Genomic DNA, 22,946 nt, shown 5'->3' on the forward strand with positions numbered 1-22,946 from the left:
GCTTCGCTGCGCTCGCAATGACGGAGGAGAGAGTGGTTCCATCAGGGACCTGGTCGCTCGCGGAGACGGAGCTGGAATGAAAGTCATCGGCCTTGCGGGCTGGAGCGGTGCGGGCAAGACCACGCTGTTGACGCGGCTGATCCCGCATTTCAATGCGCTTGGCTTGCGCGTCTCGGTCATCAAGCATGCGCATCACCAGTTCGACGTCGACGTTCCCGGCAAGGACTCCTGGCGCCATCGTGAGGCCGGCGCGGCCGAGGTGCTGGTTGCTTCGTCAAATCGCTGGGCGCTGATGCACGAATTGCGCGGGGCGGCGGAGCCGCGACTGCCGGAACTGTTGAGCAAATTGTCAGCCGTCGACCTCGTCGTGGTCGAGGGTTTCAAGCGCGAGCCGCATCGCAAGATCGAGGTGCATCGCGCGGCCAACGACAAGCCGTTGCTGTTTCCCGATGATCCCGGAATTTACGGGATCGCGGCCGATGTCGCCATTGAAACGCGACTGCCGACCGTCCATCTCGACGATATCGCCGCTGCCGCGGAATTGCTGCTGCGCGCGGCGATGCCGGTCGAGGAAGCGGTCGCGAAAAGCGCTGCGATGCGCTGACGAGGCACCATGGCGCAATTGTCGGACGATTGTTTTGCCTTCGGCGGACCGATGATGTCGGTCGACGAGGCGGTTGGCCTGATCACGACGCGCGTCAACGCGATTGTCGATCTCGAAACCGTGAGGCTCATCGATGCTGATGGGCGGGTGCTGGCCCGCGATATCGCGGCGCCGCTGCCGTTGCCCCCCTTCACCAATTCCGCTGTTGACGGCTACGTCGTGCGCAACGCCGATCTTCCGGACAGCGCCGAGCGGGCACTCCCGCTCGACGGCCGCATCCAGGCCGGCGGTCTGGCACTAGCGCCGATCAAGGCCGGCCACACCGCGCGCATCTTCACCGGCGCGCCGATGCCGCCGGATGCCGAAACCGTCTTCATGCAGGAAGACGTCCGCGTCGATGACGCCGGCCGAATTGTGCTGCCGCCGGGGCTGAAGCCGGGCGCGAATGTCCGCCCTGCGGGAGAGGACATCCCCCAGGGCCACATCGCGCTGCGCGCAGGCCAGCGCTTGCTGCCGCAACATGTCGCGCTCGCGGCGGCGTTCGGCCTGGTCGGGCTCGACGTCGTCAGGCGCATCCGTGTCGCGGTGTTCTCGACCGGTGACGAATTGACTTCGCCCGGCGAGCCGCGCGCGGCCTCGCAGCTGTTCGACTCCAACCGCTTCATGCTGATGGCGATGCTGCGCCGGCTCGGCTGCGAGGTCAGCGATCTCGGCATTTTGCGCGACGAACGTACCTCGCTTGCGAATGGCCTCAAGCAAGTCGCAGGCACGCACGATCTGATCCTCACCACCGGCGGCGTCTCGACCGGAGAGGAGGACCACGTCAAGGCCGCGGTCGAAAGCATCGGCTCGCTGGTGTTGTGGCGGATGGCGATCAAGCCGGGACGGCCCGTGGCGATGGGCATCATCGAGGGCACGCCGCTGATCGGATTGCCGGGCAATCCCGTCGCGAGTTTCGTCACCTTCGTGCATGTGGTGCGGCCGACGGTGCTCGCGCTTGCGGGGAGCCTGCCGGCGCCGCTGTTGCCGATCCCGGTGCGCGCGGCATTCACCTACAAGAAGAAGGCGGGCCGACGCGAATATGTTCGCGCCTCCTTGCGGCGCACGCAGGACGGCGCATTCGAGGCAATCAAGTTTCCACGCGAGGGGGCTGGGCTGTTGTCCTCTCTGATCGACACCGACGGCCTCATCGAGCTCGATGAGGAGGTCACGCGTGTCGAGCCGGGGCAGAGCGTGGGTTTCCTGTCCTATGCCGATTTGCTCTGAGTCTGAACGTGATGCTGGTGCTGGCTCGGCGTTGACGCCATCGGTCGCTCCCGCCATGTTGCGCCGATGACCAGAACGACGCTCGATCTCACCGGACTGAAATGCCCGCTGCCCGCCCTGAAGACGCGCAAAGCGCTGAAGCCGTTGCATCCGGGGGATCAGCTCGAAGTGTACTGCACCGATCCGCTGTCGGTGATTGACATTCCGAACCTGATCCGGGAGACCGGCGACACGGTGGAGATCACCGAGCGCAACGACGCGCGCATCGTGTTCTTGATTGAGAAGGCCGATCGATCGATAGAAAATATCAATGGTGCGCCGCCCACTTAGCTCGCGGTCACTCGGTTGATACCTACCTTTTGTCTATCGACATCGATCATCACTTCTGCCCCAATTGACGTCCTCCGCCGAGACGCGGAGGTCGAGTCGTGCCTGCGATATGCGGAGCAAATGGGCCGTCGAAAGAAGCCCGGCCGTGGCGTCGGGCATAGTCCCCACGGTTAGGGGTTTAACGTCTCGGATGCGCGTGACGATCCTGGCGCGCGTCGATCATTGTGGAGCAGCAGGGACAAAGGCTGCGCTGCAGGCTGAGGAACAGGACCGTCGTGGCAGGCCGTTCAGAAGGGCGGCTTTAGGGGAGGAATGCATGTCTACCATCGAGAGCGCTGGAACACTTTCGGGTGCCGGCGCAGGTTTTCTGGATCGCGAGCGGACCATCGCGACCGCCGGGTTCAATCGCTGGCTGGTGCCGCCGGCTGCGCTGTGCATCCATCTCTGTATCGGCATGGCCTACGGCTTCTCGGTGTTCTGGTTGCCGCTGTCGCGCGCGATCGGAGTTACCGCGCCGAAGGCGTGCGCGGACATGTCACTGTTTCAGGAGCTGTTCACGACCAGCTGCGACTGGAAGGTCGCCAGCATGGGGTGGATGTACACGCTCTTTTTCGTGCTGCTCGGTATCGCGGCTGCGGTCTGGGGCGGCTGGCTGGAGCGCGTAGGCCCGCGCAAGGCCGGCTTCGTCTCGGCCTTGTGCTGGTGCGGCGGCCTCTTCCTCGGTGCGATCGGGGTATACACCCATCAGCTCTGGCTGTTGTGGCTGGGTTCGGGCGTGATCGGCGGCATCGGTCTCGGTCTTGGCTATATCTCGCCGGTCTCGACGCTCGTGAAGTGGTTCCCGGACCGTCGCGGCATGGCGACCGGCATGGCCATCATGGGTTTCGGCGGCGGCGCCATGATCGGCGCGCCGCTGGCTAACCTCTTGATGAACTACTTCAAGACCCCGACCTCGGTCGGCGTCTGGGAGACCTTCGTCACGATGGGCGTCATCTACTTCGTGTTCATGATGATCGGCGCGTTCCGCTATCGCTTGCCGCCGCCCGGCTGGCAGCCCGAGGGCTGGACCGCGCCGTCGAAGGCCAACGCGATGATCTCGAAGGCCAACGTCCATCTCAACGACGCGCACAAGACGCCGCAATTCTGGCTGATCTGGTGGGTGCTGTGCCTGAACGTATCGGCCGGCATCGGTGTGATCGGCATGGCATCGCCGATGCTACAGGAGATCTTCGCCGGCAAGCTGATCGGCCTGCCGGAGGTGGGCTTCAACGCGCTCGATGCGGGACAGAAGGCGCAGATCGCCGCGATCGCCGCGGGCTTCGCCGGATTGCTGTCGCTGTTCAACATCGGCGGCCGCTTCTTCTGGGCATCGCTGTCGGACAAGATCGGGCGCAAGAACACCTACTATACGTTCTTCATCCTCGGCATCGTGCTCTACGCGCTGGCGCCGACCTTTGCCGCGATGGGTTCGAAGCTCCTGTTCGTGCTTGGCTTCGGCATCATCCTGTCGATGTATGGCGGCGGCTTCGCCACCGTGCCGGCCTACCTCGCCGACATGTTCGGAACCCAGTTCGTCGGCGCCATCCATGGCCGGCTGCTGACGGCGTGGTCCACCGCAGGCATCATCGGTCCCGTCGTCGTCAACTACATCCGCGAGTTCCAGCTCGCGGCAGGCGTGCCGCGCGATCAGCTCTACAACACGACTATGTACATCCTCTGTGCGATGCTGATTGCGGGCTTGATCTGCAACTATCTGATCAAGCCGGTCGATTCGAAGTGGCACATGAAGGACGCCGATGTCGCCAAGTTGCAGGCTGCAAGCGCCAGCGCCGCCGCCGCGGGGCCGCACGGCTCCTACGGCATCGGATTTGGCGGGCTTGACGCCAAGGCGGCGCTGTTCTGGGCGTTCGTCGGCGTCCCCCTGCTTTGGGGTGTTTGGAAGACATTGGAGAGCGCGGTCAAGATCTTCTGACCGTCGTCGAGACAGAAGCGGGATGCTCATCAGGCGTCCCGCTTCGTTGGCCTTTCGGACATCATCAGAAATGGGACTTAGGGGGATTGAAATGATTCGCACCCGAATTTGCCTTCGAATTTGCCTCGCGGCCGTGTTGCTCGTCGCTGGCCTTCATGCCGCATCCGCGCAGACGGCGACGCCGCCGGCGGCGCCTGCTGCAGCGACGCAAGCCAAACCTGGCAAGATGAAGCTCACCATGCAGAAGCTGAAAGACATGAAGGCGAAATGGGCAACCAACAAGCCGAAGCTGAAAGCCTGCCGCGCCGACGTGAAGTCCAAGGGCCTCGCCGGCGACGATCGCTGGTTCTACATTGAAGAGTGCATGAGCAAGACTTGAGATCGGGTTCCATCCGACGCTTGCGCAAAAGGGCACGGCGGGCGACCGCCTGCCTCCTAAATCATTCTAGAGACGCTCTAAATTCTCTTGCATCTGGCATACCAGAGATTAGAGTTGCGTCGAATTTGGCTTGATCGGCGGGACGCAGGAACCGGTGGTTCCGTTTGATCGAGTCGGGAAATGAAGACTGATCGCCTTGGCGGTCCGGTCCAAACTCATCACGCATTTGAAGAGAACGCGACGTCTCCATGAGCAGCAACGACGACGTTCACAAGGTTCGCGAGTTCGAACATCCCGGCCAGGGACGGAAGCGCGCCAAATCCACACCCAAGGGACGGCAGGTCGATCCCACCGCCTCTCATGAGATCGCGCAGTTGCTCGGCGACCGACCGCGGCGTCGCGACCTGTTGATCGAATATCTGCACCTGATCCAGGATCAGTACCGCCAGATCTCGGCCGCGCATCTCGCCGCGCTCGCCGACGAGATGAAGCTCGCGTTCGCCGAAGTGTTCGAGACCGCGACCTTCTATGCGCATTTCGACGTGGTAAAGGAAGGCGAGCCCGATATCGCGCCGCTGACGATCCGCGTCTGCGATTCGCTGACCTGCGCGATGCTCGGCGGAGAGAAGCTGCTCGCGGATTTGCAAGACGCGTCAGGTCCCGGTATCCGCGTGGTGCGTGCGCCCTGCGTCGGCCGCTGCGATACGGCGCCTGCCGCGGAAGTCGGACACAACTTTGTTGACCATGCGACGGTGGCCAATGTCATGGCGGCGGCGAAGGCTGGCGATACCCACGCGCATCTGCCCAACTATATCGGCTATGAAGCCTATGTCGCCGGCGGCGGCTACAAGCTGCTCAATCGCCTGTGCTCGGGCGAACTACCGACGGACGACCTGCTGAAGGCGCTCGACGACGCCTCGTTGCGCGGTCTCGGCGGCGCCGGCTTCCCGACGGGACGTAAATGGCGCGCGGTGCTTGGTGAACCCGGCCCGCGCCTGATGGCGATCAACGGCGACGAGGGCGAGCCCGGCACGTTCAAGGATCGCGTCTATCTCGAGAGCGATCCGCACCGTTTCCTCGAGGGCATGCTGATCGGTGCGCATGTGGTGCAGGCCTCGGATATCTACATCTACCTGCGCGACGAATATCCGGCCTCGCGCGAAATCCTCGAACGTGAGATCGCGAAGCTGCCGCCGGGCGGTCCGACGCTGCACATGCGCCGCGGCGCTGGCGCCTATATCTGCGGCGAGGAATCCTCGCTGCTGGAAAGCATCGAGGGCAAGCGCGGCTTACCCAGGCACAAGCCGCCTTATCCATTCCAGGTCGGTCTGTTCGGCCTGCCGACCTTGATCAACAATATTGAGACCTTGTGGTGGGTGCGCGACATCATCGAGAAGGGCGCCGACTGGTGGAAGGGCCACGGCCGGCATGAGCGGCACGGCCTGCGCAGCTTCTCGGTTTCGGGCCGCGTCAAGAATCCCGGCATGAAGCTCGCGCCTGCTGGCATCACCGTGCGCGAGTTGATCGACGAATATTGCGGCGGCATGGCCGATGGCCATCAGTTCTACGCGTACCTCCCGGGTGGTGCGTCCGGCGGCATCCTGCCGGCGGCGATGGACGACATCCCGCTCGATTTCGGCACGCTTGAAAAATACGGCTGCTTCATCGGCTCTGCCGCGATCGTGATCCTGTCGCAAAAGGACAGCGTGCGCGCGGCCGCATTGAACCTGATGAAGTTCTTCGAGGACGAGAGCTGCGGCCAGTGCACGCCGTGTCGCGTCGGAACCCAGAAGGCCGCGCTGCTGATGCAGCAACCGGTCTGGAACCGCGCTCTCCTGGACGAATTGAGCCAGGCGATGCGCGATGCCTCGATCTGCGGGCTCGGACAGGCGGCATCGAATCCGCTTGCCACCGTGATTAAATATTTCCCTGACGAGTTCAAGGAAGCGGCCGAATGACGAAGATTACGTTCGAGCTCGACGGCAAGCAGGTCGAGGCCAATGCAGGCGAGACGATCTGGCAAGTCGCAAAACGCCAGGGTCGCGAGATTCCGCATCTGTGCTACTCGCCCGCGCCGGATTATCGCCCCGACGGCAATTGCCGCGCCTGCATGGTCGAGATCGAGGGCGAGCGCGTGCTCGCGGCGTCCTGCAAGCGCACGCCATCGGTCGGCATGAAGGTGAAGACCGAGAGCGCGCGCGCGGTTTCCGCGCAAAAAATGGTCATGGAGCTGCTGGTCGCCGACCAGCCGGCGCGCGAGACCTCGCACGATCCGGACTCCAAGTTCTGGCACTGGGCCGAAACCACTGGGGTTACCGAGAGTCGCTTCCCCGCCGCCGAGCGTTGGGCGACCGACGCCAGCCATCCGGCCATGCGCGTCAATCTTGACGCCTGCATCCAGTGCGGACTGTGCGTGCGCGCCTGCCGCGAGGTCCAGGTCAACGACGTCATCGGCATGGCCTATCGCAGCCACGGCTCGAAAATCGTGTTCGATTTCGACGATCCCATGGGCGAGTCCACTTGCGTCGCCTGCGGCGAATGTGTGCAGGCCTGTCCGACCGGGGCCCTGATGCCGGCCGTAATGCTGGACGAGAAGCAGACCCGTGTCGTCTATGCCGACAAGAAGGTGGACTCGCTCTGCCCGTTCTGCGGCGTCGGCTGCCAGGTGACTTATGAGGTCAAGGACGAGAAGGTGATCTATGCCGAGGGCCGTGACGGCCCCGCCAATCACAACCGCCTTTGCGTCAAGGGCCGCTTCGGCTTCGACTACATCCATCATCCGCATCGCCTGACCAAGCCGCTGGTGCGGCTGCCCAACGCGAAGAAGGATTCCAACGACCAGGTTGATCCGGCCAATCCGTTCACGCATTTCCGCGAAGCGAGCTGGGAAGAAGCGCTCGACATGGCGGCCAAAGGCCTGGTCAAGATCCGCGACGAGAAGGGCGTGAAGGCGCTGGCCGGCTTCGGTTCGGCGAAGGGCTCCAACGAGGAGGCCTATCTGTTCCAGAAGCTGGTGCGCACCGGCTTCGGCTCGAACAACGTCGACCATTGCACCCGTCTGTGCCACGCCTCGTCGGTCGCGGCGCTGTTCGAAGGTCTGAGCTCGGGCGCCGTATCGGCGCCGTTCTCGGCTGCGATGGACGCCGAGGTCATCATCGTGATCGGCGCCAATCCGACCGTGAATCATCCAGTCGCCGCGACCTTCATCAAGAACGCGGTCAAGCAGTACGGCGCAAAGCTGTTCGTCATGGACCCGCGCCGGCAGACGCTGTCGCGCCATGCGACCAAGCATCTGCAGTTCAAGCCGGGCTCCGACGTCGCCATGCTGAACGCGATGATCCACACGATCATCACCGAAGGGCTGACCGACGATCAGTACATCGCCGGCTACACCGAGGGGTTCGAGGAGCTCAAGGAGAAGATCAAGGAGTTCACACCGGAGAAGATGGAGCCGATCTGCGGTGTCCCGGCGCAGACCCTGCGCGAGGTCGCGCGAACCTATGCGCGGGCAAAATCGTCGATCATCTTCTGGGGCATGGGCATCAGCCAGCATGTCCACGGCACCGACAATGCGCGTTGCCTGATTGCGCTGGCGCTGATCACCGGCCAGGTCGGGCGTCCCGGCACCGGCCTGCATCCGCTGCGCGGCCAGAACAACGTGCAGGGCGCTTCCGATGCCGGTCTGATCCCGATGTTCCTGCCGGATTATCAGCCGGTCGGCCGCGACGACATGCGCGGCGTCTTCGAGAAGCTGTGGGGCCAGGATCTCGATCCCGTGCGCGGTCTGACCGTGGTCGAGATCATGAACGCGATCCATGCCGGCGAGATCAAGGGCATGTATATCGAGGGCGAAAACCCAGCGATGTCCGACCCCGATCTCCAGCATGCGCGCCAGGCGCTTGCCATGCTCGACCATCTCGTGGTGCAGGATCTCTTCGTCACGGAGACCGCGTTCCACGCCGACGTCATCCTGCCGGCCTCGGCGTTTGCCGAAAAGGAAGGCTCCTTCACCAACACCGATCGCCGCGTGCAGCTCGCACGCCAGGTGATCAAGCCGCCGGGCGATGCGCGGCAGGATCTCTGGATCATCCAGGAGATCGGCAAGCGCATGGGGCTGCCGTGGAATTATGCCGGTCCCGGCGAGGTCTTCACCGAGATGGCGGAGTTGATGCCGTCGCTGAAGAACATCACCTGGGAGCGGCTGGTGCGCGAAGGCGCGGTGACCTATCCCGTCGACGGTCCCGACGTGCCCGGCAACGAGATCATCTTCACCACGGGCTTCCCGACCGCCAGCGGCCGCGGCAAGATCGTTCCGGCTCACGTCATCCCGCCGGACGAGATCCCCGACACCGAATATCCGATGGTGCTCTCGACCGGCCGCGTGCTCGAGCATTGGCACACCGGCTCGATGACCCGCCGCGCGCAGGTGCTCGACCAGATCGAGCCCGAGGCGGTCGCGTTCATGTCGCCAAAGGACATGCACAGGAAGAAGCTCGCGCCCGGCGATTTCATCCGGCTCGAGACCCGCCGCGGCGCGGTCGAGGTCAAGGTCCGCTCCGACCGCGACGTTCCCGAGAACATGGTGTTCATGCCGTTCTGCTACGCGGAGGCGGCGGCCAATCTCCTGACCAATCCGGCGCTCGATCCGTTCGGCAAGATCCCGGAGTTCAAGTTCTGCGCGGCCAGGGCCGAACGTGCCGAGATGCGCGACGCGGCGGAGTAGGGCAGCGCGCTCGCCGGTTATTTGGCGACACAATGCCTGCGGTGTCGTCCCGGCGAAGGCCGGGACCCATACCGCGAGGTGTCTCGTTAGCGGATGGTGGGCGTACCGAACGACGAGTCTTCTCCAAACTCCTCCCTGTGGTTATGGGTCCCGGCCTTCGCCGGGACGACGCTGAGGCTGTGGTGCATGTGTCCACCCGTGTCGCCGTCCCTTCGCTCCTCGCAGCGGCGGTGCTAGACATCGTCCATGTCCAAAGCCACCCCAGCCACACGCGCGCTCACGGCCGCCGGTCTTGCCTTCACTGTCCACACCTACGACTACGATCCCGACGCCGAGAGCATCGGCCTTCAGGCTGCATCCGCACTCGGCGAGGATCCCGCGCGCGTCTTGAAGACGCTGATGGCGCTGGTCGACGGCAAGCCGGTCTGCGTGATCGTCCCGTCCGATCAGGAAGTCTCGATGAAGAAGCTCGCCGCTGTTGTTAGCGGCAAGTCGGCGCAGATGATGAAGCCGCCTGAGGCCGAGCGCCTCACCGGCTACAAGGTTGGCGGCATCAGCCCATTCGGGCAGCGGAAGCTTGTGCGCACCGTGATCGAGCAGAGCGCGCTCGCACATGATTACGTGTACGTGAATGGCGGTCAGCGCGGACTGCAGGTGCGGCTCAGTCCGGGCGATGTGCGGGACGTGTTGAAGGCGATCGTCGCGGAACTGGTCGCCTGAGCGCGGCGCTCTGCTATTGTTTTTGCAACAGCTTCAGCCGACAGCGCAGCGCTTCGCGGATGTGTGTGCGCGCGAGCTGCTCCGCTTTGCCGCCGTCGCGAGCCGCGATGGCGTCGATGATGGCCTGGTGCTCGCCGTGGCTGGTCGACGGGCGACCGGATACGGTGAACGTGGTTGGACCGAGCAGGGCGATCCAGTCCTGCAATTCCCGCGAAGCGTTGTCGAGATAGCGGTTGCGCGCGGCGCGGCAGATCGCCTCGTGGAAGGCGCGGTTGAGCCGCGCCATCTCGGCGGGATCAGTCCCCGACGCTTCCACGAAGGTCTGCTCGATGTCCCTGAGCGCGTCGACCTCGGTCGCAGACGCGTGCTCGGCGGCAAGTCGGGCGGCGGCGCCCTCCATGATCTCGCGCATGGCGTAGAGCTCGAGCACCTCCGAGATGTCGAGGTTGCGTACGATCAGGCCGCGGCCGCCGGCAGGTTCGACGAACCCACGTGCGGCAAGCCGCCCGAGCGCTTCCCGCACCGGGGTGCGGCTGACCTTCAGCCGCTGGGCGACCTCTTCCTCGCGCAGGCGGTCGCCGGCGCGGTAGCTGCCGGCCTGCAGCGCCTCGCAGAGCGAGCGGAACACTGCTTCGCCGAGCGCCACGCCGCTGCCGCGCGCGATCGAGCCGCCTGCTTTTGTCGGGCGTCTTGCCATGCATCCTCGTGCTCGCCACGCGCATCCTTCCCATGCAGGATAACGCTTGCCGGACATTCGTATATCTTTGTATACAAAGGTGCGCAATGACCAGCCGGATTGGCCGGGGCCGCCGGCGGGCAGAATGTCTCCAACTTCGTCGCATCGGACAGACGGCATGAGCAGCAAATACGATGTGCTGGTGATCGGCGGCGGCAACGCGGCGCTGTGTGCGGCGATCAGCGCGCGACGCGGTGGGGCATCGGTGCTGGTGCTCGAAGGCGCGCCAAAGTTCTATCGCGGCGGCAACACGCGCCACACCCGCAACATGCGTTGCGCACATGACGAGGCGACCGAAATCCTCACCGGCCCCTACACTGAGGAAGAGTTTTGGGAGGATCTCCTGCGCGTCACCGGCGGCCAGACCGACGAGGTGCTCGCCCGGCACATGATCCGCGAGTCCAAGGACATCTTGAACTGGATCGTGGAGCAGGGCGTGCGCTGGCAGCCCTCGCTCGGCGGCACGCTGGGCCTCGGCCGCACCAACTCATTCTTCCTCGGCGGCGGCCGCGCGATGTTGAACGCACTTTATCTCACCGCCGAGAAGCTCGGCGTCGAAATCGAATACGACGCCGAGGTTATCGACCTCATGATCGAAGACGGCATGTTTCTCGCCGCCCACCTCAGGCGGCCGATCAAGGGCGACACCGAGATCCGCGCGACGTCGCTGGTCGCCGCCGCCGGCGGATTCGAGGCCAACATCGAATGGCTGAAGCAATATTGGGGTGAGGCCGCCGACAATTTCCTGATCCGCGGTACCCCCTATAACCGCGGCTCGATCCTGAAGATGCTGCTCGCCAAGGGCGTGCAGGAGGTCGGCGACCCCACCCAGTGCCATGCGGTCGCGATCGACGCGCGCGCGCCGAAATTCGACGGCGGCATCATCACGCGGCACGATTCTGTCGTGTTTGGCATCGTCGTCAACAAGCACGCGCAGCGCTTCTATGATGAAGGTGAGGACATCTGGCCGAAGCGTTACGCGATCTGGGGCCGGCTGGTGGCCGCGCAGCCCGAACAGATCGCCTACATCATCTTCGACTCCACCGTGGTCACGAGCTTCATGCCGACGCTATTCCCGCCGATCGCAGGGCAGACGGTGGCTGAGCTTGCCGGCAAGCTCGAGCTCGATCCGGCCGCGCTGGAAAAGACGATCACCGAATTCAACGCCGCGGTGCAGCCCGGCACCTTCGACCACACCATTCTGGACGATTGCCGCACGGAAGGCATCACGCCGCCGAAGACGCATTGGGCACGGCGGATCGAGACACCGCCCTACCTTGCCTATCCGGTGCGGCCCGGCATCACCTTCACCTATCTCGGCACGCGCGTGACCAGGGAAGCGCGCATGCTGATGGCTGACGGCAAGCCGTCGGCCAACATGTTCGCGGCCGGCGAGATCATGGCCGGCAACGTGCTCGGCAAGGGCTATGCCGCCGGCATGGGCATGACCATCGGCAGCGTGTTCGGGCGGATCGCAGGACGGGAAGCGGCACGCCACGCGAAGAATTAGGCGGAAGAACAGACACGAGGGAGGAACCATGTCACGCATTGCCATTGCTTCGATCGCGGCGCTGCTGACCGTCGGCTACGCCCACGCGGCCGAGCCGATCACGCTGCGAGACATGGGCTCGTTCCATGTCGGTGGCCGTCTTGTCGAAATCTCGGGCAAGCCGGTGAGGGAGGTCGTGTTCGCGCCCGGCGGAGTGCCGGCCAAGGTTGATCCCAACGGCACGTATCAGGTCGAGCAGATGTATGTTCAGTATTTCCTGCCGGCAAACGAGAAGGGTGCCTATCCTTTGCTGATGTGGCATGGCGGCGGACTGACCGGCGTCACCTACGAGACCACGCCTGACGGACGCGAAGGCTGGCTGAATTATTTTCTACGCATGGGGTGGGGGGTCTATAACTCCGACGCAGTAGAGCGCGGACGCGCGGGCTGGGCGCAATATCCCGATATCTTCAAAGGCGAGCCGGTCTTCCTGACCACGGCCAACCCGTTCGAGCGTTTCCGCATCGGCGATGGGCCGAACTCGTACGATCCCGATCCCGCCAAGCGAAAATTGTTGCCGGGCAACCAGTTCCCCGTCGAGGGTTACGAGAATTTCGTCAAGCAGAACGTACCGCGCTGGACCACGACCGACGATGCGACCATCGCCGCCTATATCGCTGAGATCGATCGCGTCGGCCCCTCGGTGCTTCTGTTCCACAGCCAGGCCGGCACCTTCGGCTTCAAGGTCGCGCAAGCCCGCCCTGACAAGGTCAAGGCGCTGATTGCGATCGAGCCGGCCGGCATCGGCGATCCCGCCAAAGCGGATGTGCTGAAGAACATCCCGACCCTCATCATCTACGGCGACTATATCGAGCGCGATTCGCGCTGGCCCAAGATCCGCGCCAACGGCATCGCCTTTGCGGACGCCATCAAGGCGGCCGGCGGCAGCGTCGACATCATCGATCTCCCGCAGACAGGCATCAAGGGCAATTCGCATATGGTGATGATGGACAAGAACAATCTCGAGGTCGCGGCCCTGATCCAGAAATGGCTCGAGGGCAAAGGCCTGACGAAGTAAAGCCATGCACGGAAGCAAAATTTTGGATGAAGGCGACCGCCTGATGACGGTCTGCAATTCCTGCCGTTACTGCGAAGGCCTTTGCGCGGTTTTTCCCGCCATGGAGATGCGCCGCGCCTTCTCCGACGGCGACCTCAATTATCTCGCCAATCTCTGCCATGGCTGCGGCGCCTGCTACGTCGACTGCCAGTTCTCGCCGCCGCACGAATTCAACGTCAACGTCCCGCAGACGCTGGCGATCGCGCGCGCGGAATCCTATGCGACCTATGCCTGGCCGCAGGCGCTGTCCGGTGCCTTCGCCCGCAATGGTCTCGTCATCAGCATCGTCGCCGCGCTCAGCATGGCCGCCTTCATACTCGGCTTCGCTGCCCTAAACGACCGCAGCGTGCTGTTTGGCGTGCACACTGGCCCCGGCGCGTTCTACAAGTTGATGCCGCACAACGCGATGGCAGCGTTGTTCAGCGCCGCCTTCCTTTATGCGATTTTCGCGCTGGTGATGAGCGTGCGTGCCTTCTGGCGGGATATCGGCCCGCCGATCGGCGGCCGTGCGGACGGCGGCTCGATCTTTCAGGCGATGCGCGACGCTGGTGAGCTGCGCTACCTCCATGGTGGCGGCGTCGGCTGCTACAATGAGGATGACAAGCCGACCGACCGGCGCAAGCTTTTCCATCACCTGACCTTCTACGGCTTCCTGCTCTGCTTCGCCGCGACCTCGGCCGCAACGCTGTATCACTATCTGCTCGGCCGCGAGGCGCCGTATCCGTGGTGGGATCTGCCGGTGGTTCTCGGCACGCTCGGCGGCATCGGCCTGATCATCGGGCCGATCGGCCTGTTCGTCGCCAAGATGCGGCGTGATCCGGCGCTGCTCGACGAGCAGCGCTACGGCATGGATGTCGGCTTCATCGCCATGCTGTTCCTGACCGGGTTCACCGGCATGCTGCTTCTGATTCTGCGGGAGACTGCCGCCATGGGACCGCTGCTGGCACTCCATTTAGGTGCAGTGTTCGCGCTGTTCATCACCATGCCCTACGGCAAGTTCGTGCACGGCATCTATCGCTTCGCGGCGCTGGTGCGTTATGCGCAGGAGCGACGCGGAGAAGCCGGTTCTTGAGATTCAGGCGGCGCGGAAGCGGCCGATCGGGGCACCGCGCCTCGCCTGATTGAGGCGCCTCGTGCATCTCTCTTATGCCATCTCGCGCTCTGGTCCAGACGCCTGCTCGCGGGCCATCGTCGTTGCCGTGACGTAGTCGGTCTTGCCGGTCCCGAGCAGTGGCACCTTGTCGACCACCATGATCGCAGCGGGAACGGTCAGCTCGGACGCGCCGATCGCCTTGGCGTGGCCTTGCATGGCGCTGCGCTCGGCGTTCTTCTCCGTCGTCAGCAACACGATGCGCTCGCCCTTTCGCTGGTCCGGGATCGACACGGCGACTGAACCGGCCTGCGGCCACAGCGTTGTCGCGATGTTCTCGACCGCCGACAGCGAGACCATTTCGCCGGCGATCTTGGCAAAGCGCTTGGCGCGACCCTTGATGGTGATGAAGCCGGCCGGGTCGATCGCCACGATGTCGCCGGTGTCGTGCCAGCCGTCGGCGAGTGGCTCGAGCACGCCGGGATTTTCGGCCCGCAAGTATCCGAGCATTACGTTGGGTCCGCGCACCGACAGGCGTCCGCCTTCCTCGATGCCGGGGACCGGGTCGAGGCGGCTTTCCATCAGCGGCGACAGGCGGCCGACCGTGCCTGGACGATTGGCCATCGGCGTGTTCATCGCCAGCACCGGTGCCGTCTCGGTGACGCCATAGCCTTCGAGGATGCGGATGCCGTAACGCTCCATGAAGACCTGCCGGGTGCGATCCTTGACCGCCTCCGCGCCGGCGATCACCAGGCGCAAGGTGCGGAAGTCGTAGGCATGGGCCGAGCGTGCATAGCCCGTGAGGAATGTGTCGGTGCCGAACAGGATCGTGGCTCCGGTCTGGTAGATCAGCTCGGGCACGATCCGGTAGTGCAGCGGCGAGGGGTACATGTAGATCGGAATGCCCGCGAGCAGCGGCATCATCATTCCACCGGTCAGCCCGAAGGAGTGGAACACCGGCAGCACGTTGAACACCTTATCATTGGCGTTGGCATCGACCCGCGCCAGCGCCTGTGCGGCGTTCGCAAGGATATTGCGGTGGGACAGCACAACGCCCTTGGGCGTGCCTTCCGAGCCCGACGTGAACAGCACGACCGCCGGATCGCTCGCCTGGCGGGCGACGCGGGGCGCGGTGCCGGCGAGCAGGCCCTTGATCTTGTCGGCCGTGCCGATCGAAGCACGGACGTCCTCGAGGTAGACCACGCGAACTTCCGCGGAGATCGCCGCCATCAGCTTGTCGAGCTTGCCCTTCTCGATGAAAGCTTTCGACGTCAGCACGGTTTTGACCTGCGCGGCTTTCATGGCGGCAAGCACGTTGACCGGGCCCGCCGAGAAGTTGAGCATTGCCGGCACCCGGCCGATGTTTTGCAGCGCCATGAAGACGACGGCGACGCCAGCGGAATTCGGCAGCAGCACACCGACATTCTCACCGATAGCGGTGCCGTTCTCCAGCTTCCGGCTCAAGACCTGCGCGCCCAGGATCAGCTTGCGATAGGTCAGCTTGGTACCGAGCGCGTCCTCGACGATGACCTTGCCGGTGTCGCGGTCGCGATAGGCGTGTCCGAGCGCCTCGAACAGGGTGTGATCGAGCATGGCGTTCTTCACCATGGCGTCGATCATCACGTCCTGAAGTGCTGCGCCCGCGGCGTTGCGGCGCGCCTTGCCCTTGAGCGACGGATCGACCGGAAGCTTGACTGGCGGCAGGATGGTGACGGTCACCCGCGGAAACCACGAGCGCTTGATCTGGCTGCCGTTGAGATAGCTGAGATGCGAGCGCTGGGCGCCTTCGATGCGGACCGGGACGACGACTGCGTCGGCCTTGTCCGCGATCATCGCGGTGCCGTCATAGACCTTCATCAGCGAGCCGGAAACAGTGATGCGTCCTTCCGGGAAAATCACCACCGGCTCTCCGGCGGCGACGAGCTTGATGAGGTCGCGCGCCGCCAGCGGCTTGGTGGGGTCCATGGTGTAGTGCTTGACCACCCGCAGGAACGGCTTGGCCCACCAGGCCTTGGCGATGCCGGTATCAACCGCGAAGCTCGCGTCGATCGGCAGCACGGCGTGCAGGAGCGGGCCGTCGATCAGGCTGACATGATTGGGCGCGATCAGCATGCGCGTGCCAGCAGGCGGCAGGTTCTCCAGCCCGCGGACCTCGGTGCGGAACAGCGCGCGGAACAGCAGCCCGCCAAAGTCGCGCACGCCTTCCTTGCCCCACTTGGTCAGCACGAACCAGACTGCGCCGAAGCTGATGACGCCGAGGCCAAAGAAGATCCAGCCGATGTGCAATCCGCCGGCCTGCAACAGCGCGACGAACAGCGAGCCGGCCACCATGAAGGCGGCCTGCAGCACGTTGCCGGCGGCGATAATGCGGGCGCGCTCGGAGGGGGCCGACCAGGCCTGGACGGCGGCGAAGGACGGAACGACGAACAGCCCGCCGCCGAATGCGAAGGCGACGAAGTCGAGCAGCATGCGCAGGCCCGCGAACGAAGTTGCGAAGTCGGCAGCAGTGATGTCCTGGCCCTTGGCGGTCACGCCGATCGCCCAAGCGAGGTCGATGCCGGCAAACCCCATCATGACGGCGCCGATCGGCACCAGCGCGAGGTTTGGGCGAACGTGGCTCAGATTCGCGGCGAACAGCGAGCCGATGGCGATGCCGATTGCGAAGATCGCGAGACACAACGTCACCACGCCCTCGGTGCCGCCGATGACCTCCTTGACCAGCGCCGGCAGCAGCGAGAGCACGATGGCGCCCACCAGCCAGAACCAGGAGACGATCACGGTGCCGTCCCACAGCCGGTGGTCGGCGTGCAGCGTCTTCAACAGGCCGAGCGTCGAGGTCCAGGGATTGGCGTTGACCGGCAGATCGGGTGCAGACGGCGTCGTCGCGGGAATGCGGGAGGCGAAGGTCCAGGACAGCAGGGCCAGCACGACCACGGCCGATGCGACCCAGCCCATATGCGCGGAGCCGGCCACGAACTGGCCACCGGCAACGGTGCCGAGCAGGATGGCCATGAAGGTCGCGCCTTCGACCAGCGCGTTGCCGGTCGCGAGCTCGCCGAGCTCGAGCTGGTCCGGCAGCATCGCGTATTTCACGGGTCCGAACAGCGCGGCGATGACGCCGAACAGTGCGAGCGCTGCGAACAGCAGCGGCACCGAGTGCAGGAAGAAGCCGGCCGCGGCAAAGCCCGCGGCAAAGATCTCGGCGAATTTGAGCCGCCTTGCGACGAGGGATTTGACGTATTTGTCGGCGAGCTGGCCGCCGAGCCCGGACAGGATGAAATAGGGGAAGATGAACACCGCGCCCGCGACCGTCACCAGCGCATCACCGTGGCCGGTCGCGGCACTGTAAAGCAGGATGATGACGAGTGCGTTCTTGAGCACGTTGTCGTTCAGCGCCGAGAAGAATTGCGCCCAGAACAGCGGCGCGAAGCGGCGTGACGACATCAAATCCCTGATCATGACTAGTCCTGTTTTGGAAACGCTGTCTGAGGTTGTTTCATTGTCGGATGGGCGTGTCGGGACCCGAGGAGATGCGACGGGCATTTGCGGGTTGACGAACGATCGCCCCGGCCTGCTCTGCGCCTTTACCTTCCGATCCTGTTGGTCTCCGCGTGGCGACGTTTGGTTCGCAAATGGCTGGTCGCGGCTCTATCACGCCCCGGCAAGGAGGCGTGCGCGCCTCAGGTAAGGTGGGCAAGGCGGCGAAAGGGCGAGAGGCGGCCGAGCAGGCTAATGCGGCGGCCCTCATGACGGGCGCGGTCGCGGTTGGCCCGCCACATCGGGAAGGTCACGCGGCGCTCGGTCAGGACGCCGGCAATGTCGCAGCCATTTGCAATGCGATCGATCGGCCCCGTCGCGAACCGCAGGAAGGCGCGGCCAAATCCGGTCACGAGAGCTGTGGCGTCATCGACGAAGGTGGAGGCGATATCAACAGCGAGGGTTTGCATTTTGCAGATCTCCAGGTTAATTTGAACATTGTTCAAATGAGTACCTTGAAAATGAACAATGTTCAAGACGAATCGTTGCGAGACCGAAAAAAATCTCGCCGGCGGCAGCAGATCGTGGAGATCGCTCGCAGCATTATCGCGACTAAGGGGCTGAAATCGTTGAAAGTCCGGGATGTTGCGGACGCCGCAGGCTGCTCGGTTGGGAGCGTCTACAACGAGTTCGGCGACTTCGACGGGGTGATCCTGACCGTGAATCGGGAGACCGTTAAGGAGCTGACGGTGCGGCTGGGCCAGGTTCCCGCCGAGGATCCCGTTCGCCAGCTCTACGGGCTGGCCGCGACCTACCTCGAATTTTTTGCGGAGCACGCCAATCTGCTGCGCTCGCTGTTCGAACATCGGATGGAGGACGACCGCCCTTACCCCGATGACATCCTTCAGATGGTGATGGACGCCTTCGCGCTGATGCATCCACCCCTGGTGCGGCTGCTTCCGAATGCAGACGACGTGCAGATCGCGCTGCTGTCACGCACCCTGTTTTCCGCCGTGCACGGGATCATCTCGCTCGGCCTCGAAGAACGCATGGTAGCCGTGCCGCCGCAGATGCTGCGCCAGCAGGTCGATCAGTTTCTGGATGCGCATCTCGCAGGGCTCGGGATTGTGCCAGTACGATAAAGTGTGGAGCGCTGCTACGCGCTGGCGGCCTTGCGGTGCCGCGAGGTGACGACGACGACGTCCGTCGTCCCGTTGTCGACCTGAACACGGTTGCGTCCGTTCTCCTTGGCGCGATAGCAGGCGGCATCCGCGCGCCGCATCGCGTCCTCGAGCGTGGTGTTGCCGTCGGTGATGCAGGCAACGCCGATGCTGGCGGTCACTGCAAAGCAACGATCGTCCCACGCGAAGACGGATAGCTCGAGCGACCGGCGCAGCCGTTCGGCGATATCCACGGCGTCGTACGGCGTGCTTTGTGGAAGGATTAGGCCGAATTCGTCACCGCCAAGCCGGGCCACCAGGTCATGCGGCCGTCGTTCCTGTTGCAGGAGACGCGAGATCTGGCAGAGCAGGCGGTCGCCGGCGAGATGACCGCAGCTGTCGTTGACGTCCTTGAATTGGTCGAGATCGAGCAGGACCAGGCCCAGCGAACCCGCCGCGGTGTCGTCCAACTCGCTTTGCAGGCGGGCCTCGAACGCGCGCTCGGTTGGACAAGCCGGTCAGCCAGTCGTGCGACGCCTGCCAGACTAGGCGCTCCTTCTCGGCGTGCAGGGCATCCTCAAACGCCTGTCGTTGCAGCACCAATCGCCGCGTGTGCCAGATCAGGAGCAGGATCAGCGTCATGGCTGTGACGATATTGACGCCAGTCAGCGTCATCTTGATGGAGCGCGAGCCTTCGCCGAGAATGGTGGAGAACCGCTTGGCGTGCACCGTGAACTGAGTGTTGAGCTCCGAAAGCCGCGACGACAATAATTGCAGGCGGTTGCCGTCCTGAACCGGTCCGCTCTTCAACTCTGACCGGATGACCTCGCCGAAAACGCTCAGCTCCAGCAGCATGGGGTCGGTGGCAGCCCACTCGCTGATCGCTTCCTTGAGAAAGCTGACCTGTTTGAAGTAGCGAAACAGCCAGATCAGTCCCGGCACGTCATCGGGATGGTTGCCGCCTTGCAGGAAGCCGATGCGGGCGGCCTCGACGTCGACCGGATCGCGCTCGAGCGCCCAGCGCGCGAACTCGTCGCCGATGGGAACGGCCAGCGAGGTCTGATATTGCGCAAACTGGCTGGCGTCGCCCGAATGCAGATAGAGATTGAGGAAATAGACGGCGTTCTTCTGCGAGCGCGACCACAACGCTTCGCCCGCGACATAGGCGCGGACCGAGGACATCACCTCCAGGCTGAATCCGGCGATCGCCGCCTGCAGCAGAACGACCGTGACGAAAGGCGAAACGAGCTTGATGACATGAAGGAAGCTTCGTCCCTTCGTTGACGGCGCTGTTCTGCGAAACACTTTGCGTTCCCCAAGTCGCTCAACGACCCCAGCGGAGCGATCCGCTCATAACGCGGATTACGCGCGAAAGGTGCTTAACTCGACTTGAAAACGCCAGGAGACTGCGTCGCAGGGTGAAGGCGTTGTGAAGTGGATGCTTGCAGATCGTCGCAAATGCCGTCGAACCGGAACTGACGCGGCATCGGCGAGCCGATGTCGCGCATTTGCCCCAGATGGTTTACTTGATGGAGAGAGATTGCTCTGGCGCTAGACCAGCACCGGCTTGCGCACGCGGCCGGCGTCGCCGAAGACGCGCAAATAGCGCTCGATCTCCGAAGGCAGGCCGGTCGCCTTCTCGGGATTGTCGGAAAGCTTGACGGCCGGACGTCCGTCGACCGACGACACCTTGCAGACCAGCGAGATCGGATCGAGGTTGAACGAGCCGTCGGGCGTGCAGCCGACGAAATCATTGGTGAGATTGGTGCCCCAGCCGAAGGAGAGCCGCACCCGGCCGGCGAAGTGGTGGTAGGTCTCCTCGATCGAGCCCACATCCATAGCGTCGGAGAACACCAGCAGCTTGTCCCTGGGATTGCGGCCCTTCTGCTCCCACCATTTCATGATCTCCTCGCCGGCCTGGATCGGCGGCGCGCTGTCGGGGCGGAAGCCGGTCCAGTCGGCAACCCATTCCGGCGCATCGCGCAGGAAAGCCTTGGTGCCAAAAGCGTCGGGCAGCGCAATCAGGAGGTTGCCGCCATAGGTTTGGCGCCACTGGTCGAGGATGCGATAGGGCGCCCAGCGCAATTCCTCGTCGTCCTTGGCCAGCGCAGCCGCGACCATCGGCAGTTCATGGGCGTTGGTGCCGATGGCTTCGAGATCATTGTCCATCGCGAGTAGCACGTTGGAGGTGCCGATGAAGGACGGGCCCAGGCCTTCCTTCACGGCCTCCACGCACCAGCGCTGCCAAAGGAAGCCATGGCGGCGACGGGTGCCGAAATCGGAGAGCCGGAGGCCATCCAGCTTGCGCAGGCGTTCCACCTTGGTCCACAGCTTGGCCTTGGCGCGGGCATAGAGCACGTCGAGCTCGAAGCGGCCGCGGCCCTTCATCGCCGCCCGCGAGCGCAATTCGTTGAGGATGGCGAGCGCAGGAATTTCCCACATCGTGGTATGGCTCCACGGCCCGTGGAAGTGCAGCTCGTACTGGCCTTCGACCTTGCGCAGCTCGTATTCGGGCAGCCGGAATTCGGCGAGCCAGCGGATGAAGTCCGCCGAGAACATGTGGGTCTTGCCGTAGAAAGTGTTACCGGCAAGCCAGATCAGCTCTTTCTTGGTGAAGCGGATGGTGCGGGCGTGGTCGAGCTGGGCGCGCAGCTCGCCCTCGTCGATGATTTCGGCGAGCCGGACATGGCGCGATCGGTTGATGACCGAGAATGTCACCTGCTGATTCGGGTAAGATTCCCGAATCATTTGCAACATCAATAGCTTGTAGAAGTCGGTATCAAGCAGGCTGCGGATGATGGGATCCAGCCGCCAGCTGTGATTGTAGGTCCGGCTCGCAATGTCGGTCACTGTCATGGGGGAATTCTAGCGTGGCGGCCCCGGCGCAACCAGTGGGTTTGACGGGGATCAGGTTTTCGCGGGGACGGGGTGCGAGGCCGTTGCCGCCACGGTCTCGAGCTGGCTTCTGATCCAGCGATGCGCCGGGTCCTTCTGATATCGCTGGTGCCAGACCATGAACATCGGCAGCTCGGCCAGGGTTCGTGTGCGCGAGGCCAGCGGAATCCGCACACGCGCGAAGCCGTGCATCACGCCGGGCGCCAGCAGGCTCGGCATGCTCGCCAGCATCTGCGAGCCACGCAGGAAGGACGGCACGCCGGAGAAGCTCGGCACGGAGATCGCGATGTCGCGGTGGAAGCCGTTGGCTGCAAGCCGGCGATCGAAGTCGAGCCGCTCATTGTCAGTGTAGACCACCGTGACGTGACGCGCCGCGAGATAGGCGCCGCGCGTAGCCGGCGCGGCGCGCGCTTTGGGGTCGTAGTAACAAACGTAATGGTCTTGCAGCAGGCGCTTCTGCACGATGTCCACGCCGGATGGCGGCAGCGGCGTGATCAGCAGATCGCAGCGGTTTTCGCGCAGCATCGCCGGCGAGGGCGACTGCGAGGGGATCACGCGCAGGTTCAGGCTCGTCACTTGCGCTGCGACATGATCGAAGAACCGCGGCAGCAGCAGGTCGCGCTGGAAGTCATTGGCGGCGATTGTCAGCGAAAGCTGCGCGCTCGCCGGCTCGAACGTGACGCCGCCGGCAAAGCTGCGCATCTCGTCGATCAGCGCTCGCGCCTTTGCCGCGAGCGCCTGGGCGTGCGCCGTAGCGACAATGCCGCGGCCGGATTTGGCAAACAGCGGATCGCCGACGATCCGCCGCAGCTTGTTCAGGGCGTGGCTGACCGCGGATTGCGTCAGGCCGAGCCGCGTTGCGGCCGCCGTCACCGAACCTTCTTCCAACACGGCCAGGAACAGCTCAAGCGCGTGGCCATCGAGCGCCAAATGATCGATTTTATTCATGGAATGCATTATAATCGATCTATTTATCTTGAGAATAGCC

16 protein-coding genes and 1 pseudogene are annotated in these 22,946 nt (G+C 64.1%); 12 read left to right on the forward strand and 5 right to left on the reverse strand.

From position 1 onward, the window contains the following. Nucleotides 1-76 precede the first annotated feature (76 nt). The 8 genes from mobB (at nt 77) to ybaK (ending at nt 9,994) form a co-directional block, all read left to right on the forward strand. Nucleotides 77-604 carry a molybdopterin-guanine dinucleotide biosynthesis protein B gene (gene mobB / locus IVB19_RS07910; protein WP_085350470.1) on the forward strand — a complete coding sequence of 176 codons (528 nt, stop codon included), beginning with the start codon at nt 77-79 and terminating at the stop codon, nt 602-604. 9 nt (nt 605-613) lie between these two features. Beyond that, entirely contained in the window at nt 614-1,870 is a 1,257-nt protein-coding gene (locus IVB19_RS07915; protein ID WP_018456155.1) for a molybdopterin molybdotransferase MoeA, read from the forward strand. 66 nt (nt 1,871-1,936) lie between these two features. Continuing rightward, nucleotides 1,937-2,200, forward strand: a complete 264-nt coding sequence (locus tag IVB19_RS07920) for a sulfurtransferase TusA family protein (RefSeq protein ID WP_018456154.1) — start codon at nt 1,937-1,939, stop codon at nt 2,198-2,200. Nucleotides 2,201-2,516: 316 nt separating this feature from the next. Beyond that, nucleotides 2,517-4,172: an OFA family MFS transporter gene (locus IVB19_RS07925; RefSeq protein WP_018456153.1), complete on the forward strand. Its 1,656-nt coding sequence runs from the start codon at nt 2,517-2,519 to the stop codon at nt 4,170-4,172. Nucleotides 4,173-4,263: 91 nt separating this feature from the next. Then, nucleotides 4,264-4,551, forward strand: a complete 288-nt coding sequence (locus IVB19_RS07930) for a hypothetical protein (RefSeq protein WP_026233096.1) — start codon at nt 4,264-4,266, stop codon at nt 4,549-4,551. Between the two features lie 248 nt (nt 4,552-4,799). Next, a complete protein-coding gene (locus IVB19_RS07935; protein ID WP_018456151.1) occupies nt 4,800-6,509 on the forward strand; it encodes an NADH-ubiquinone oxidoreductase-F iron-sulfur binding region domain-containing protein in 1,710 nt (569 codons plus the stop codon). After that, a complete protein-coding gene (gene fdhF / locus IVB19_RS07940; RefSeq protein ID WP_018456150.1) occupies nt 6,506-9,274 on the forward strand; it encodes a formate dehydrogenase subunit alpha in 2,769 nt (922 codons plus the stop codon). Before IVB19_RS07935 ends, fdhF begins: the two co-directional genes overlap by 4 nt. A 246-nt stretch (nt 9,275-9,520) precedes the next feature. Then, entirely contained in the window at nt 9,521-9,994 is a 474-nt protein-coding gene (ybaK, locus tag IVB19_RS07945) for a Cys-tRNA(Pro) deacylase (RefSeq protein WP_018456149.1), read from the forward strand. A gap of 13 nt (nt 9,995-10,007) precedes the next feature. Here ybaK and IVB19_RS07950 read toward each other — a convergent pair whose 3' ends face one another. Then, nucleotides 10,008-10,691: a GntR family transcriptional regulator gene (locus tag IVB19_RS07950; RefSeq protein ID WP_018456148.1), complete on the reverse strand. Its 684-nt coding sequence runs from the start codon at nt 10,689-10,691 to the stop codon at nt 10,008-10,010. 157 nt (nt 10,692-10,848) lie between these two features. Here IVB19_RS07950 and tcuA point away from each other — a divergent pair, with 157 nt between their 5' ends. The 3 genes from tcuA to tcuB are packed head-to-tail and all read left to right on the forward strand — an operon-like array spanning nt 10,849 to nt 14,408. Then, entirely contained in the window at nt 10,849-12,240 is a 1,392-nt protein-coding gene (gene tcuA, locus IVB19_RS07955; protein ID WP_018456147.1) for an FAD-dependent tricarballylate dehydrogenase TcuA, read from the forward strand. 28 nt (nt 12,241-12,268) lie between these two features. Next, on the forward strand, nt 12,269-13,297 hold the full coding sequence (locus IVB19_RS07960) for an alpha/beta hydrolase (RefSeq protein ID WP_085384376.1): 1,029 nt from the start codon (nt 12,269-12,271) through the stop codon (nt 13,295-13,297). Between the two features lie 4 nt (nt 13,298-13,301). Continuing rightward, nucleotides 13,302-14,408 (forward strand): tricarballylate utilization 4Fe-4S protein TcuB, encoded by a 1,107-nt coding sequence (gene tcuB, locus IVB19_RS07965; protein WP_247821247.1) that lies wholly within the window; start codon nt 13,302-13,304, stop codon nt 14,406-14,408. Nucleotides 14,409-14,480: 72 nt separating this feature from the next. On the opposite strand, the gene IVB19_RS07970 is transcribed toward tcuB, so the two are convergent. After that, nucleotides 14,481-17,885, reverse strand: coding sequence for an acyl-[ACP]--phospholipid O-acyltransferase (locus IVB19_RS07970; RefSeq protein ID WP_247821248.1), 3,405 nt, complete (start codon nt 17,883-17,885; stop codon nt 14,481-14,483). Nucleotides 17,886-18,424: 539 nt separating this feature from the next. On the opposite strand from IVB19_RS07970, the gene IVB19_RS07975 reads away from it, so the two are divergent. Further along, the gene (locus tag IVB19_RS07975) at nt 18,425-19,045 is read left to right on the forward strand and encodes a TetR/AcrR family transcriptional regulator (RefSeq protein ID WP_162496297.1); all 621 of its coding nucleotides are present in this window, start codon (nt 18,425-18,427) and stop codon (nt 19,043-19,045) included. Between the two features lie 14 nt (nt 19,046-19,059). Here the strand turns inward: IVB19_RS07975 and IVB19_RS07985 are convergent. The 3 genes and pseudogenes from IVB19_RS07985 to IVB19_RS07995 form a co-directional block, all read right to left on the reverse strand. After that, nucleotides 19,060-20,368: pseudogene (locus IVB19_RS07985) on the reverse strand (GGDEF domain-containing protein). A 246-nt stretch (nt 20,369-20,614) separates the two neighbouring features. Further along, the gene (gene pncB, locus IVB19_RS07990; RefSeq protein WP_247397742.1) at nt 20,615-21,919 is read right to left on the reverse strand and encodes a nicotinate phosphoribosyltransferase; all 1,305 of its coding nucleotides are present in this window, start codon (nt 21,917-21,919) and stop codon (nt 20,615-20,617) included. A gap of 51 nt (nt 21,920-21,970) precedes the next feature. Continuing rightward, nucleotides 21,971-22,915, reverse strand: a complete 945-nt coding sequence (locus tag IVB19_RS07995; protein ID WP_247294527.1) for a LysR family transcriptional regulator — start codon at nt 22,913-22,915, stop codon at nt 21,971-21,973. Between the last annotated feature and the right edge of the window lie 31 nt (nt 22,916-22,946).

It is taken from the genome of Bradyrhizobium sp. 187, from assembly GCF_023101005.1.
GTDB classification, from domain to species: Bacteria; Pseudomonadota; Alphaproteobacteria; order Rhizobiales; family Xanthobacteraceae; genus Bradyrhizobium; species Bradyrhizobium canariense_D.

Coding starts and splice junctions, on each gene's coding strand:
- mobB (WP_085350470.1), top strand. CDS start 77: ATGAAAGTCATCGGCCTTGCGGGCTGGAGCGGTGCGGGCAAGACCACG.
- IVB19_RS07915 (WP_018456155.1), top strand. CDS start 614: ATGGCGCAATTGTCGGACGATTGTTTTGCCTTCGGCGGACCGATGATG.
- IVB19_RS07920 (WP_018456154.1), top strand. CDS start 1,937: ATGACCAGAACGACGCTCGATCTCACCGGACTGAAATGCCCGCTGCCC.
- IVB19_RS07925 (WP_018456153.1), top strand. CDS start 2,517: ATGTCTACCATCGAGAGCGCTGGAACACTTTCGGGTGCCGGCGCAGGT.
- IVB19_RS07930 (WP_026233096.1), top strand. CDS start 4,264: ATGATTCGCACCCGAATTTGCCTTCGAATTTGCCTCGCGGCCGTGTTG.
- IVB19_RS07935 (WP_018456151.1), top strand. CDS start 4,800: ATGAGCAGCAACGACGACGTTCACAAGGTTCGCGAGTTCGAACATCCC.
- fdhF (WP_018456150.1), top strand. CDS start 6,506: ATGACGAAGATTACGTTCGAGCTCGACGGCAAGCAGGTCGAGGCCAAT.
- ybaK (WP_018456149.1), top strand. CDS start 9,521: ATGTCCAAAGCCACCCCAGCCACACGCGCGCTCACGGCCGCCGGTCTT.
- IVB19_RS07950 (WP_018456148.1), bottom strand. CDS start 10,691: ATGGCAAGACGCCCGACAAAAGCAGGCGGCTCGATCGCGCGCGGCAGC.
- tcuA (WP_018456147.1), top strand. CDS start 10,849: ATGAGCAGCAAATACGATGTGCTGGTGATCGGCGGCGGCAACGCGGCG.
- IVB19_RS07960 (WP_085384376.1), top strand. CDS start 12,269: ATGTCACGCATTGCCATTGCTTCGATCGCGGCGCTGCTGACCGTCGGC.
- tcuB (WP_247821247.1), top strand. CDS start 13,302: ATGCACGGAAGCAAAATTTTGGATGAAGGCGACCGCCTGATGACGGTC.
- IVB19_RS07970 (WP_247821248.1), bottom strand. CDS start 17,885: ATGATCAGGGATTTGATGTCGTCACGCCGCTTCGCGCCGCTGTTCTGG.
- IVB19_RS07975 (WP_162496297.1), top strand. CDS start 18,425: ATGAACAATGTTCAAGACGAATCGTTGCGAGACCGAAAAAAATCTCGC.
- pncB (WP_247397742.1), bottom strand. CDS start 21,919: ATGACAGTGACCGACATTGCGAGCCGGACCTACAATCACAGCTGGCGG.
- IVB19_RS07995 (WP_247294527.1), bottom strand. CDS start 22,915: ATGCATTCCATGAATAAAATCGATCATTTGGCGCTCGATGGCCACGCG.